At 73.4% G+C, this 13,051-nt stretch carries 10 protein-coding genes; 4 read left to right on the top strand and 6 right to left on the bottom strand.

Annotated features, from left to right (window positions below):
- Positions 1-9: 9 nt before the first annotated feature.
- From ABS735_RS20725 to ABS735_RS20715, 3 genes are read left to right on the top strand one after another with little or no spacing between them, the layout of a single operon-like run.
- Entirely contained in the window at positions 10-912 is a 903-nt protein-coding gene (locus ABS735_RS20725; protein ID WP_373901163.1) for a universal stress protein, read from the top strand.
- 36 nt (positions 913-948) lie between these two features.
- Positions 949-1,554, top strand: a complete 606-nt coding sequence (locus ABS735_RS20720) for an ABATE domain-containing protein (protein ID WP_373901164.1) — start codon at positions 949-951, stop codon at positions 1,552-1,554.
- A 57-nt stretch (positions 1,555-1,611) separates the two neighbouring features.
- On the top strand, positions 1,612-2,109 hold the full coding sequence (locus ABS735_RS20715; protein WP_003971896.1) for a hypothetical protein: 498 nt from the start codon (positions 1,612-1,614) through the stop codon (positions 2,107-2,109).
- A 13-nt stretch (positions 2,110-2,122) separates the two neighbouring features.
- On the opposite strand, the gene ABS735_RS20710 is transcribed toward ABS735_RS20715, so the two are convergent.
- The gene (locus ABS735_RS20710) at positions 2,123-4,066 is read right to left on the bottom strand and encodes an N-acetylmuramoyl-L-alanine amidase (RefSeq protein ID WP_373901165.1); all 1,944 of its coding nucleotides are present in this window, start codon (positions 4,064-4,066) and stop codon (positions 2,123-2,125) included.
- A 278-nt stretch (positions 4,067-4,344) separates the two neighbouring features.
- Positions 4,345-5,487 (bottom strand): aminoglycoside phosphotransferase family protein, encoded by a 1,143-nt coding sequence (locus ABS735_RS20705; protein ID WP_373901166.1) that lies wholly within the window; start codon positions 5,485-5,487, stop codon positions 4,345-4,347.
- Positions 5,488-5,780: 293 nt separating this feature from the next.
- Here ABS735_RS20705 and ABS735_RS20700 point away from each other — a divergent pair, with 293 nt between their 5' ends.
- Entirely contained in the window at positions 5,781-7,289 is a 1,509-nt protein-coding gene (locus ABS735_RS20700) for a DNA-binding protein NsdB (RefSeq protein ID WP_373901167.1), read from the top strand.
- Positions 7,290-7,330: 41 nt separating this feature from the next.
- On the opposite strand, the gene ABS735_RS20695 is transcribed toward ABS735_RS20700, so the two are convergent.
- From ABS735_RS20695 to ABS735_RS20680, 4 genes are all read right to left on the bottom strand, one after another.
- Positions 7,331-8,647 carry a PAS domain-containing protein gene (locus tag ABS735_RS20695; protein ID WP_373901168.1) on the bottom strand — a complete coding sequence of 439 codons (1,317 nt, stop codon included), beginning with the start codon at positions 8,645-8,647 and terminating at the stop codon, positions 7,331-7,333.
- Between the two features lie 272 nt (positions 8,648-8,919).
- On the bottom strand, positions 8,920-9,939 hold the full coding sequence (locus tag ABS735_RS20690) for a Gfo/Idh/MocA family protein (protein ID WP_373901169.1): 1,020 nt from the start codon (positions 9,937-9,939) through the stop codon (positions 8,920-8,922).
- Between the two features lie 128 nt (positions 9,940-10,067).
- Positions 10,068-11,162 (bottom strand): baeRF3 domain-containing protein, encoded by a 1,095-nt coding sequence (locus ABS735_RS20685; protein ID WP_373901170.1) that lies wholly within the window; start codon positions 11,160-11,162, stop codon positions 10,068-10,070.
- Between the two features lie 52 nt (positions 11,163-11,214).
- Positions 11,215-12,861: an alpha/beta hydrolase gene (locus tag ABS735_RS20680; protein ID WP_373901172.1), complete on the bottom strand. Its 1,647-nt coding sequence runs from the start codon at positions 12,859-12,861 to the stop codon at positions 11,215-11,217.
- Positions 12,862-13,051 lie beyond the last annotated feature (190 nt).

Here is a 13,051-nt window from a genome sequence, read left to right as displayed (position 1 = left end):
TGAGGACCCATGAGCACCCTGCCGGTCATCGCGGCGGTCGACGGTTCGGACGACGGCCTGCGCGCCCTGGAGTGGGCGCTCGACGCCGCCCACCGGCGCGAGGCACCCCTGCGGGTGGTGCACGTGCGCCAGTACGCCGCCTGGGCCCAGACCGACGTCCTGGTCGCGGGCCCGCCGGACACCGCCGAGGACCCGGCGCTCGACCAGGCCCGCGCGCACCTTCAGGGGCGGGCCTTCGCGGTGCCGACGGAGTACGTCGGCATGGAGGGCGTACCGGGCGCCCTGCTGCCGGAACTGGGCGCCGACGCCCAGTTGCTGGTGCTCGGCTCCCGGGGCCGGGGCGGCTTCACCGGCCTGCTGCTCGGCTCCAACGGCATGGCCGCCGCCCGCGACGCGGAGTGCCCCGTCGTCGTGGTGCCCCGCCCCGGGCGCGAGGTCCACGGCGAGGCACCGGACGAACCCGGGCCCCGGGTGGTGGTCGGCCTGCACGTCGACAGTCCCGACGACGCCACCCTGTCCTTCGCCTTCACCGAGGCCGAGCTGCGCGGCGCCCGCCTCCAGGTGGTCGCCGCCTACCCGTGGCCGGTGCAGACCTGGGCCGCCGCGGGTCAGATGATGCCCTTGGTGATCGACGAGGTCTCCGTCGAGAGCGAGACGCGGGTCCTGGCCGACGGCCTGCTCGCCCCCTACCGCGGTCGCCACCCCGACGTCCGGGCCGACACCCACGTCGTCCCCGGCGACGCCGCCGGAAACCTGGTCGCGTCCTCCAGGGACGCCGACCTGGTCGTCGTCGGCCGCCACCGCCGGCGTCTGCTGGCCCCCGCCCGCATGATGGGCTCGGTCACCCATGCCGTGCTGCTGCACGCGGCGGCCCCGGTCGCGGTGATCCCCCCGGCTCCACCGGAGGAGTGACACCCGGCCCCACCCGGGCTGCCTATCATCGGCCCCATGCAGGACTCGCCCGGCAGGGACACCCGGATCGCGCTCGACCTCGCGCTGACCGTCCGGCACGACGGACACGGCTCGGTCGCCGACGACCTGGCCGACCCCGCCGGACTCACCGCCTGGGTCATGGAACACCCGGGAATCGTGCCGGACGGCGAGGGCTTCACCGCCGACGCGTCCGCCCTGGCCGCCGCACGGGACGTACGCGCCGCCGCCCGCGCCCTCTTCGCCCGCGCCGTACGCCCCGGCGAGCCGAGCCCCGCCGACGCCGCCCGGCTGCTGCCCGTGCCGGAGGCGCTGCGGCGCCTGAACGAGGCGGCCGCCCGCACCCCCACGGTCCCCGTCCTGGCCTGGGCCGACGCCGCCGCCGCACCCGTGGTGCGCGCCGCACCCGCGCAGGGCGCCCGGACCGACCTCGCCGCCGCCCTCGCCCAGGCCGTGATCGGCTTCCTCGCGGGGCCCGACCGGGAGCGGCTGCGGGCCTGCCACGCACCGCGCTGCGTGCGCTACTTCCTCAAGGAGCACCCGCGTCAGGAGTGGTGCAAGCCCTCCTGCGGCAACCGGGCGCGGGTGGCCCGCCACCAGGAGCGGCACGGGCGGACCGCGTAGCCCGGCCGGCCTCCGCCCGCACGCCGTTCACACGGCTCGGCCACGTACCATGGCGGCATGTCGTTCCTCCGCCGCCGCAGCGCCACGCCCGCCGGGCCCGACTTCGACGTACTGGCCATGGACCCGGGCGACTGGCCCGGTAATCTCGGCGCCGGCCTGCTGCCCGCGCCCGACGGCAGCTGTCAGGGCGTCTTCCTGCGCTACGACCTGTTCGGCGGCCGCGGCCCCGCGATGATCATCGGCAACCTCCCGGACGGCTCCCCGGCCCGCGAGGTCCCCGAGGGAGAGATCCCCTTCGAGGTGGCCCAGCTGCTGCTCGCGCTGGAGAACGACGAGGAGATCACGGTCGTCGGCGCCGAGGACGTCCCCGTGATGCAGGGCGACAACCTCCTCATCGTGCGCCGTCTCAAGCTCTCCGAGAGCCGGATCTCCTGCGTGCAGTTCGACCGCAGCGACGGCGTCCTGGTGACCATCGCCGCCTGGGACCGCCCCATCACCGACGACCTGTACGCCCTGCTGAAGCCGCTCCCGGCGGAGCTTTTCCAGCAGGGCTGAGGCCGCCCGGTCGCTACCGCGCGGCCGAGACCGTCACGTCGGCGGCGCGCACGTACGCCACCCGGTGGCCGTACTGGATCTCGTAGTACTGGTCCTTGCCGGTCACCACCCGGTGGGACGCATCGTCGAAGGTGACCGCGTAGTAGTACTCGCCGGGCACCTTCTCACCGACCACGTACTTCTGCCCCGCGGGCAGCGTGTACGGCAGTGGCGACACCGCCTGGGCGGGCACGTCCGCCGGGTAGGCGGCCTTCTCCGGGTACGCGCGCCCGTACACCGGGACGCTCGCGAGGCCCTTCTTCGGAGTGATCACGCGTCCCGACGCGGGCACCGCCGCCGGGTTCTTCCGCGGGTTGTGGAACCAGGCCTTCTGGCCCAGGTACCAGATGGCCGTCCAGTCGCCCCACCGGTCGGCCACCGCGTACTGCTGGCCCGTGGAGACCCGGGAGGACAGGTCGTTCACCCCGGTCGTGGGGGTGGTACCGAGGCCGATGTCCTTGATCAGCGGCGCGTTCACGTCGTGGTCGGAGTACAGCCGCACCTCGCTGGAACCGTGCGCCGCGCAGGGCTCGCCCGCCGTCTCGCAGCCGGTGTACTCGGGACGGTTGGCGTCGTAGTCCGGGCGGATCGTCACCAGGGAGGATTTCTTGCCGGCGGTCGGCTCGACGGGGCGGCCGAGCAGCTGGAAGTAGTGCCGCCAGTCCCAGTAGGGGCCCGGGTCGGTGTGCATGCCCGGGATCGTCGCCGTGGTGGTGCCGGGGACGTTGTCGTGGCCCAGCACGTGCTGCCGGTCCAGCGGGATGTCGTACTTCTTCGCCAGGTACTTCACCAGCCGCGCCGACGACCGGTACATCGCCTCCGTGTACCAGGTGTCCGGCTCCGTCAGGAAGCCCTCGTGCTCCAGGCCGATCGACTTGGCGTTCACGTACCAGTTGCCCGCGTGCCAGGCGACGTCCTTCGCCTTCACGTGCTGGGCGATGTGGCCGTCGGTGGAGCGCAGCGTGTAGTTCCAGGACACATAGGTGGGGTCCTGCACCATGTTGAGGACGCCGTTCCAGGTGCCCTCCGTGTCGTGCACGACGATGTAGCGGATGCGCTGGGAGGCCGGCCGGTCGCCCAGGTCGTGATTGCCGTAGTCGCCGTCGCCGAACTCCTCGTACGGCGCGGGGATCCACTCGCAGGACACCGACTTCGGACACTCGGTTCCGGCGGCGGACGCGGCGCGCAGGTCCGCGCCGCCCAGCTGCGAGACGTCGGGCGCCAGGCCGGGACGGGCGGCGAGGGTGACCCGCTGGCCGGCGTCCGTGGTGCGCCGCTCGCCCGTGCGGATGACCTCGTACACGTCGTTCGCGTACGCCGCCGCCGTCGCGGCGTCCTCGGCCCCCGAGAAACGGGCCACCGCCCCGTACCAGTCCGCCGGGTCGGAACTGAGCGGCTCGCCCAGCTCCCGCTGGGCGGCGGCGAGCAGCGCGGCACCGCCGGACACGTTCGCGGCCGGGTCGGTGCGCAGCGCCTCGGGGCTCAGCCCGGTCAGCTCGGCTGCCTTCGGCAGCGTGGTCAGCCGGGCCGGCAAGTCGGTGGACGGTGCGGTGGCACCGTCCACCGGGTGCAGCGGAGCACGCGCGTCGTCGCCGCGCGGGTCCTCGGAGCCCTCGCCGTGGTGGGACCGGGGCGCCTCGGCCAGTGCCGTGCGGGCGTCGGTGAGGTGCAGCGGCCCGTAGCCGCCGGTCACGCTCGGCGCGCCGCCGTGCGCGTCCCAGCGGGACTGCAGATAGGAGACGCCGAGCAGGACACTCTGCGGCACGTGGTACTCGGCCGCCGCGGTGGCGAACGCCCGCTGGAGGCGGTCCGGGGAGGGTGGCGCGTCCGGGGGCACGGCGGCGGACGGTGCCGCGCCGAGCAGCGGCAGCAGCAGCGCCGCGGTGGCCAGGGCGGGCACGACGGGGGATCCTCGCAAAGCGGCCTCCTGTGACGGTCGGGCGTGGCGGGGCGTGCGGGCCGGGCGTGGGTCAGTGGTACCCGGCGGTCCGACGATCCGTCAATCATGCCGTCACAGCGGCGATTTCCCACGTCAGCGGGGGGCGTGGCGAGTTTCGCGGCGGCGGCCCACGGGCCTGCGCGGCGTCAGTGGCTTACACCAATGGCCCCTGCACGGACCCGGCCCGTCGGGAAACGAAAACCGCGGTGCGCCCCGAGGGGCACACCGCGGACCGTCGTCCTTCTCCGTCCTTCGCGTCAGCGCGTGCCGACCGCCGCCCGCACCGCCCGCCGGGCCATCTGGCAGTCGTCGTGCAGCCGGCGCAGCAGCAGCCGCTGCTCCTCGCCGGTCGGCGCGGCACCCGGATGGGCCGGCGCCGACGGTGCCGCGACCGTGTCGTGCATCGAACGCTGCACGGCCGTCTCGTACGTACGGATCTCCCTGGTCAGTACGAGCATCAGGTTCACCAGGAACGCGTCGCGCGCCGCCGTGCCCGTCGACTGGGCGATCTGACTGATCTGACGGCGGGCCGCCGGGGCGTCACCGAGGACGGCCCACAGCGTCGCCAGGTCGTACCCCGGCAGGTACCAGCCCGCGTGCTCCCAGTCCACCAGCACCGGACCGGCCGGGGACATGAGGACGTTGGACAGCAGCGCGTCACCGTGACAGAACTGGCCCATGCCCTGGCGTCCGCCGGCGTGGGCGATGCCGTGCAGCAGCTTCTGCAGGTCGCCCAGGTCCCGGTCGGTGAGCAGTCCCAGCTCGTGGTAGCGGGAGATCCGGGCCGCGTAGTCCAGCGGGGCGTCGAAGGTGCCTGCCGGCGGCCGCCAGGCGTTCAGCCGGCAGACCGCTCCGATCGCCGCCCTGATGTCGGCCCGGGGCGGAGCCTCCAGGGGGTGCCGCTGCAGCGCCGCCACCCGCCCGGGCATCCGCTCGATCACCAGCGTGCCGTTGTCCGGATCCGCCGCGATCAGTCTCGGCACCCGCACCGGAGGGCGCTGCCGGACGAACGAGCGGTATGCCCCTATCTCGTGCCGGCTTCGTTCCGCCCACGCGGGGGAGTGGTCCACTAAACACTTGGCCACCGCCGTGCTGCGTCCGGTCGTACCTACCAGGAGCACGGACCGCCCGCTGCGTCGCAGTACCTGCACGGGGGAGAACTCCGGGCAGATCCGGTGCACGGCGGCGATCGCCGTGCGCAGTTGGGCCCCCTGGGGGCCGGACAGGTCGATTCTTCCGCTGAGCGGCTGTGTGCCGGGCCCCGCGCCGAGCCGCGCCCTGCCGGCCCCGAGCACCGGGGCCGCCGGACGCGCGGGGGCGAGATAGGGGCCGCCGCCCGCCGTCGGGCGGGGGTGCAGCGAGCGCTGCGGGGCGGACACGGAGGACGATGCTGCGTACATGGGCGAGACAGATCCCTTCGTGTGCCTGCTGTGCCTGCCTGAAGAGCGGTGCCCGTCCGGTCCGTTCGGTGCCGGGGGCGCGCCTTCCGAAAGCCGTCGCGCCGCCCGACCGGCCGCCTGGGGCCACCCTGGGGAGTACCCCCGCGGCGACCGGGTCGGGGTGGCGCATTCCTACCTGACACCCGGCCGCCCGTGGCACACCATCTGGCGCACCCTGGCGAACGGTGGCGAATAGTCGCCCGGCAACCCGCACGGGGCTACTGTCAACTCAGCCGAGAACCTGGGGGCTTGACGTGAGCAAAGAACCCAACACCCGTCTGTCGGACCTGTTCGGCCTGGCCGGCTGGTCCAAGGGCGAACTCGCGAGGCTGGTCAACCGGCAGGCGGCGGCCATGGGCCACCCCCAGCTGGCGACCGACACCTCGCGGGTGCGGCGGTGGATCGACATGGGAGAGATCCCGCGCGATCCGGTGCCGCGGGTGCTGGCGGTTCTGTTCACCGAGCGTCTCGGCCGTGTCGTGACCATCGAGGACCTCGGTCTGGTCCGGCACGGGCGTGCGGGGAAACGGCCACACGACGGGAGCGAAGAGCATCCCGACGGAGTGCCGTGGGCGCCCGAGCGGACTGCGGCGGTCCTCACCGAATTCACGGGAATGGACCTCATGCTCAACCGACGCGGCTTGGTGGGCGCGGGCGCCGCGCTCGCCGCGGGCTCCGCACTCAGCAGCGCCATGCACGACTGGCTGCACACCGACCCGGCCCTGGCGGCCGACACCCCCGACCTCCGCCAACCCCTGCACGCCGACCCCGCTGGGTTCGACCGCTACGAGGCCGCCCCCATCGGGTCGCAGGAAGTGGAGGAACTGGAGCGCTCGGTCGAGGTGTTCCGTGCCTGGGACGCCGCCCGCGGCGGCGGACTCCAGCGCAAGGCCGTGGTGGGCCAGCTCAACGAGGTGGGCGGCATGCTCGCCTACCACCACCCACCCCATCTCCAGCGGCGCCTGTGGGGCGTCGCCGCCAACCTCGCCGTCCTCGCGGGCTGGATGTCGCACGACGTCGGCCTGGAACCCACGGCCCAGAAGTACTTCGTCATCGCCGCGCACGCCGCGCGCGAGGGCGGCGACCGGCCCCGGGCGGGCGAGGCCCTCTCCCGGGCAGCCCGCCAGATGGTGCACCTGGGCCGCCCGGACGAGGCCCTCGACCTCATGAAGCTCGCCCAGTCCGGCTCCGGCGAACAGGTGCTGCCACGCACCAAGGCCATGCTCTACACCATCGAGGCCTGGGCGCAGGCCTCCATGGGCAAGGGCCAGGCGATGCGCCGCACCCTGGGACGGGCCGAGGACCTCTTCGTCTCCGACAAGGCGGACGTGCCGTCCCCGGACTGGATGCAGACGTTCAAGGAGGAGGACCTGTACGGCATGCAGGCCCTCGCCTACCGGACGCTCGCCGAGTTCGAGCCGGGGGCCGCCGCGCACGCGCAGCATTACGCGGACAAGGCTCTGGCCCTCAGGATCGACGGCCGGCAGCGGTCGAAGATCTTCGACTATCTGTCGATGGCCTCCGCCTGCTTCATCGCCGACGACCCCGAACAGGCGGACCGGTACGCCCGCCTGGCCCTGGTGTCGATGGGGTCCAACTCCTCCCAGCGGACCTGGGACCGGCTGCGCCAGATGTACCGGCTCACCGCCGAGTACGCCGGCTACCCGAAGATCCAGGAGCTGCGCGAGGAGATCAAACTGGCGCTGCCCAAGGGCAAGTCACCCAGGGGGAAGGGGCCGGGCGGCACCGTCGCGCCGGCGTAGGGCGCGACGAGCTGCGCCGGAGTCGTGCCGGCCCGAGGGCGTCAAGGCGTCACCCTGGCCACCAGCACACAGGCGTCCTGACGACAGGGAAACTCACCGAGCTCCCGCGTCACGACCCGTACGACGTCCTGTGCCGAGCCCGCCCCCGTCAGCCGGGGGGCCAGCGAGAGGAGGTGCTCCACGGCCGCCGGTCCGGGTGCACCGGTGTGCAGGAGCAGCAGGTCGTCCGCTTCGAGGGTCGCCTCGGCCTGCCCGGACAGCCCGCTCCGTCCGGACGGTCCGGCCTGCCCGGACAGTCCACGCCCCGTCCCGCCGCGGAACAGCAGCGGGACGGGGCCTGAGGCGTCGGTCCACGTCAGGGTGCGGGTGCGCGGCCGGTAGCCGCAGTACACGGCGTCGCGCACCGGCGGCAGGGCGGTGGCCTCGAGCAGTGCGGCGAGCCGTTCCCCGAGCAGCGCGGGCCGGGTACCGGCCAGCGCCAGGCCGCGCAGGGCGCCGATGAGCACCGCCGCACCGTGCGCCTCGGTCCCCGGGGCTTCGAAGTCGCCCACGGCGAGGAGGGTTTCGCCGTCGTCGGAGTGCGGACACGCGTCGTACCAGCCGCCGTACCGAGACCGCAGGCCCGTCGCCGGCGTCGACGGGAGGTGTGCGGCGGCCAGGTCCAGACCGGGCCGCCCCTCGTCCGGGAACCGCAGCAGACCGTGCCAGGGCGGCAGCGCAGGGTGCCGGAGCGAGTCACGGGTCTCGCTCAGCACCCGCTGACTGCGGCGCAGTTCGCTGACGTCCCGCAGCACCGCCCACATCGATGCGGTGCTGCCGTCGGTGTCGAGGACGGGCTCGCCCATCATGTGCACGGTGCGAGCGGTCCCGTCGGGATGCACGACGCGGAACTCGCCGTCGATGGGGCGGGCGTCGACGAGACAGTCCGTGACCATCGCGGTCAGTTTCGGGCGGTCCTCGGTGAGCACCAGGGAGGGGAGTTCGTCGAGGCTCAGCGGGACGGACCCGGGGTCGCGGCCCAGGATGTGGAAGAGCTCCCCGGACCACTCGGCCTCGTCCGTCAGCAGATTCCACTCCGCGCTGCCGACCCGGCTGAGCAGCGAACCGGGGCGTGGCGCGGGTGCCGGGCCGTCCCGCAGTTGTGCCAAGTGCGCGTCGAGGTCGGTGAGTTGGTGCAGCGCCAGGTCGTAGAGGGCGCGCTGCCAGCGCCCCCGGGGGTCCGCCGCGCTCTCCTGGCTGTCCCGCCGTACCGCGTCCACGTCGCCCCGCAGTCGCCGTGCCTGCGATATGAGCGCCTCGACCGAGCCGTGCCCCGGTGGTTGGGCGGCCGGGCGGTCCGCGGAGAGATGGGACGACATGACGCACTCCGATGTGCTGACGGTACGACCAGGACGGAACCGAGGCCGGCGGAAGGACCGTTACGACTGTTGCACAGCCCGCCACGCCCCGTAAGGGATTTGGCAACACACGATACGGTGGTGCTTCCGGCATATGCCACAGTCTTCCCGGAGTGACTCGGGTACGCGTTCGGTATACCCGGGGACGGTGGCAAGTCGTAGGTGTACTACGGGACTTGGGGAGGGTTCGGGACCAGGGGAGTCGTCGCCCTGACGTTCGACGGACGCTTGTTCTATGCCGGGTCGTGGAGGGCCGGACGGGGCGCCAGTTCGACGGGCGTGCGTGCGCCCGTCTCCAGCGCCCGCGCCCCGGCCTCGGCGACCGCGGCGGCGGCGTACCCGTCCCAGGCGTCGGGCCCGGTGACCCGGCCCCGTCGGGTGGCGTCCACCCAGCTCTGCACCTCGCGGTCGTAGGCGTCCGCGAACCGCACCAGGTAGTCCTGCGGGACCTCCTCCCGCGCGCCGCCCGCAGCCGTCACCACCATGGTGTGCGCCTGACCGATCCGGGCGCTGCCCGCCTCGCAGACGGCCTCGCAGCGCACCTCGTAGCCGAAGCCGCAGTTGACGAAGATCTCCACGTCCACCACGGCGCCGCCCTCGGTCTCGAAGAGCACGAGCTGCGGATCGAGCAGGCCGTCGGGCGCACCGGCCGACGGCCGCGGACGCAGCACGGTCACCGCGCTCAGTTCCTGGCCGAGCAGCCAGCGGGCCGCGTCGATCTCGTGCGAGACGGAACTGTTGATCAGCATCGCCGAGGTGAAGTGCGGTGGAGAGGAGACGTTGCGGTGCACGCAGTGCAGCATCAGCGGCCGGCCAAGACGCCCGCCGTCCAGGAGGGACTTCAGTTGCCGGTACTCGGCGTCGTACCGCCGCATGAACCCGATCTGCGCCAGCCGCCTGCCGAGGCGCGCCTCGGCCTCCACCACGCGCAGCGCGCCCGCGGCATCCGGCACCATCGGCTTCTCGCACAGGACCGGCAGCCCCCGCGCGAAGGCGGCCCGCAGCGCCTCCTCGTGCGCCTTGCCGGGTGAGGCGATCAGGACGGCCTCGACGCCCGGCGCGTCCAGCGCCGCCTCGGCCTCCGTGTGCACGACGACCCCGCCGATGCCGCCCACGGCCTCCTTCGCCCGCTCGGCGTCGGGGTCCGCCACCGCGGCGACCCGGGCGCCGCTCACCACCCGGTCGAGGCGTCGTATGTGGTCGGCACCCATGTGGCCCGCGCCCAGAACCGCCACACCCAGAAGTTCACTCACGCTGCGCCCGCTCCTTCGCCGTCCGCCGCACACCCGCGTGCAGCGGGTACGTGTACGGCGAACAGGCTTTCACGCCCGTCAAGAGCCACGCCGGGGAAGAGGAGCGGCCCAGGAGGCGGCGGCGGGCGTCAGTACCGCAGCACCCCCGCGATGCCCTCCGCGTCCCCGAGCGTGCCGTCCGGCACGAAGCGCACGTCGGCGCCCGTCTCCAGGCACTGCTCGACGATCTCGTCCACGATGTCCTCGCGGGCGTCGAGGTCGCCGTCGTCCGCCGGGAGCAGGTGCTCACCGTCGTCGCGCATCGTCACCTTGAAGTTCTCCTCGACGGCCAGCAGCCGGACGCGGCCCGTGTGGGCGCTCTCCCACAGCTCGTCGACCCCGGCCGCGAAGTCCTTGCGGCCGCGGGCCGCGTCCAGTTCCCTGGCCACCGCCTCGACCGACCCGCGCGCCTCGTCCTCGAGCACCGGCCGCACCGCCTGCCACACCGCCTCGGCGGAACCGTGCGCGAGCCCGCCGTGCGGGACGAGCACAGCGTCCGCGGCGAGTGCGCCGGCCCCGTCGAACAGGGACAGCGCCGGCTCGGGGCCGGTGATGTACAGCGGGCGGGGATGCGCGCGCAGCACCTTGCCCATCGCCGCGTCGGCGTCCCGCAGGAACTTCCGGGTGCCCTCGTCCCGGAACGTGCTCGGCGCGTCGCCGATCCGCTCCTGGCGTTCGGGGTCGAAGTCCTCCGCGGGCCGGTCGAGCGGGAAGCCGCCGAGGTGCTCCTCGACGACCCGGCCCGCGCCGCCGCTCCACAGCTTGACGCGGTCGGCGGCGACCGACAGGACCCAGAACGGCCGCTCGGCCGCCTGCGCGGCGACGAGGTTGCGGGTCAGGAAGGTGTCCGAGAGAACCACGCGCTCGGGCACGGAACGGCTGAGGGTCCAGACCTGGTGCTCGCCGGGAGCGGCGAAGATCGCCAGACCGTCCTCGGCGTACGTCAGGTCGACCTCGGCCATGGCCCGGTCGAGTTCGCGGGACACCTCCGCGCGCCGGTCGCGGCTGACCGACGGGTCCTCCGCCAGCTGTTTCTTGGCCGCGGCGACCGCGTTGCGCAGCCGGACCCGGTCCTGGGCGTTGTCCGGTTCACGGCGGTGCGTCGGCGTCAGTACGGACACGGCCGGGTACGGGCGGGGGCGCCGCAGCTCGGCGAGGGCGGCGGGACTCAGATCGTGCTCCATGTCAGCACGATAGGACCAACGGGCATATCGGGCATTCGGAGCGGGGTGCCGCTCAGTCGGACCCCTCACCGGCAGGCTCGGGGCCGCAGGAGCTGCCGTCGGGCGGCAGGGAGCCGTACAGCAGGAAGTCGTCGACCTTGCGGTGCACGCACCCGGAGGACGCGTAGCCGGTGTGCCCCTCGCCCCGGTTGTCGAGGACCACGGCGGAGGGACCGAGCCGGTCGGCCGTCTCCACCGTCCAGCGGTACGGCGTGGCCGGGTCGCCGCGGGTGCCGACCAGGAGCATCTTCGCGGTGTCGAGGTTCTTCACGTCGTCCCGGATGTAGTCCGTGCCCTTGGGGCGCCCGTAGCACATGAGTACCTGGGTGAGCCGGTACCGGCCGAAGACCGGCGAGGCCTCCTCGTACCGTGCGCGCAGCCGCCCGAGGGACGCGGTGACCTGGGCGGCGGTCGGACGGTCGGGATCGTCCGCGCAGTTGATCGCCATCAGGGCGGCCGGAAGGTTGTCCATGGGGACGTCCTCCTCGTCGGTGAGCCCCGCGCCCTTGTCCTCGCGGACCGGTGCACGCCCCGGTTCGCGGACCGGGAAGGTGACGCCGCCGGACGAGAAGCCCTCCAGGCCGCGGGTGTCACCGTCCTCCAGCAACTGCGCGAGCGCCCGCTCCAGCGAGGGCCACAGCTGCCGGCTGTACAGCGCCTGACCGATCGCGCCGACCATGTCCTGCCCGGTGAAGGGCTCGCCGAAGGCCGACGGCACCGGATCGGAGTCGAGGGAGGCGACGAGCCGCGCGACCTCGTCCCGGGCGCTCCGGGCGTCCTGACCGAACGGGCAGGCGATGTCCTCGACGCACCAGTCGAGGAAGTTCTCCAGCGCGGTCTGCTGCCCCCGCGCGCCGGCCAGCCCCTGTTCGGTCAGCGGTTCCGTCAGCGTGTCCACGCCGTCGAGCACCATCCGGCCGACCTTGTCCGGGAACCGGGCCGCGTACACCGCTCCCAGCCGGGTTCCGTAGGAGAAGCCCAGGTAGTCGAGCCGGTCGTCGCCGAGTGCCCGGCGCATCACCTCCATGTCGCGCGCGGCGTCGACCGTGCCTATGTGGGGCAGTACGGGACCGGAGTACTTGGCGCACTCGGCGGCCGCGTCCCGCAGCCGTTTCAGCACGCCCTCCGGGTCACCCGTCCCCTCGTCCCCGTCCGTCGCCTCCATGATCTTCAGGGTGGCCGGTCCGCAGGAGACCGGGGAGGAGCGGCCGACGCCGCGCGGGTCGAAGGTCACGACGTCGTAGCCGTTGGTGAGGTGCATGAACTCCTTGCCGCCGGCGGCGAGTTCATTGACACCGGAGCCGCCGGGGCCGCCGAAGTTCAGCAGGACGGAGCCCCGTGAGTCGCCGGTCGCCCGGTACCGGGCGAGGGCCACGTCGAGGGTCCTGCCCTTGGGCCGCGCATAGTCGACGGGGACGGTGACCTTGCCGCACTGCAGGTCCTTCGGCATCTCCGTGCCCTCGCACGCCGACCACTTGATCTTCTGGTCGTAGAACCGGGACAGTCCGGATCCGGCGTCCCGCGTGGTCGCGGTGGTCGCGGTGGTCGCGGTGGCCGTGGCGTTCGCGGCGGGCAGTCCCGCACCCAGCAGGGCCAGGCCGAGCGCTCCGGTGACCGCGCAGCGCCGGACCGAGGGCCGAGTCTCCAGCTTGGCCTGCATCGATGCCTCCCGGGCGCCCCGTCGCGGACCGGTGGTCGGCGCCCTCGCTCACCATAAGCGGGCTTCGCATCCGGCGCCTCCGGGCGCCGGCGCACCGGACGGGGCACCGGTTGTTCGATGAACCGCCCACTCGATGGGGTGAAAGACCGATAAGCCATAACTCGGATGGTGCGCCCGCGTTTTAACCGGT

Origin of the sequence: Streptomyces sp. MMCC 100, assembly GCF_041538145.2 — a bacterium.
Taxonomy (GTDB): Bacteria; Actinomycetota; Actinomycetes; order Streptomycetales; family Streptomycetaceae; genus Streptomyces.
The sequence above is the reverse complement of the archived record's forward strand: the minus strand, read 5'-3'. Positions and strand labels throughout refer to the sequence as shown.

Bases quoted from the DNA above. Each gene is read 5' to 3' on its own strand.
- ABS735_RS20715 (WP_003971896.1), top strand. From the start codon at position 1,612: ATGTCGTTCCTCCGCCGCCGCAGCGCCACGCCCGCCGGGCCCGACTTC.
- ABS735_RS20705 (WP_373901166.1), bottom strand. From the start codon at position 5,487: ATGTACGCAGCATCGTCCTCCGTGTCCGCCCCGCAGCGCTCGCTGCAC.
- ABS735_RS20725 (WP_373901163.1), top strand. From the start codon at position 10: ATGAGCACCCTGCCGGTCATCGCGGCGGTCGACGGTTCGGACGACGGC.
- ABS735_RS20720 (WP_373901164.1), top strand. From the start codon at position 949: ATGCAGGACTCGCCCGGCAGGGACACCCGGATCGCGCTCGACCTCGCG.
- ABS735_RS20695 (WP_373901168.1), bottom strand. From the start codon at position 8,647: ATGTCGTCCCATCTCTCCGCGGACCGCCCGGCCGCCCAACCACCGGGG.
- ABS735_RS20680 (WP_373901172.1), bottom strand. From the start codon at position 12,861: ATGCAGGCCAAGCTGGAGACTCGGCCCTCGGTCCGGCGCTGCGCGGTC.
- ABS735_RS20685 (WP_373901170.1), bottom strand. From the start codon at position 11,162: ATGGAGCACGATCTGAGTCCCGCCGCCCTCGCCGAGCTGCGGCGCCCC.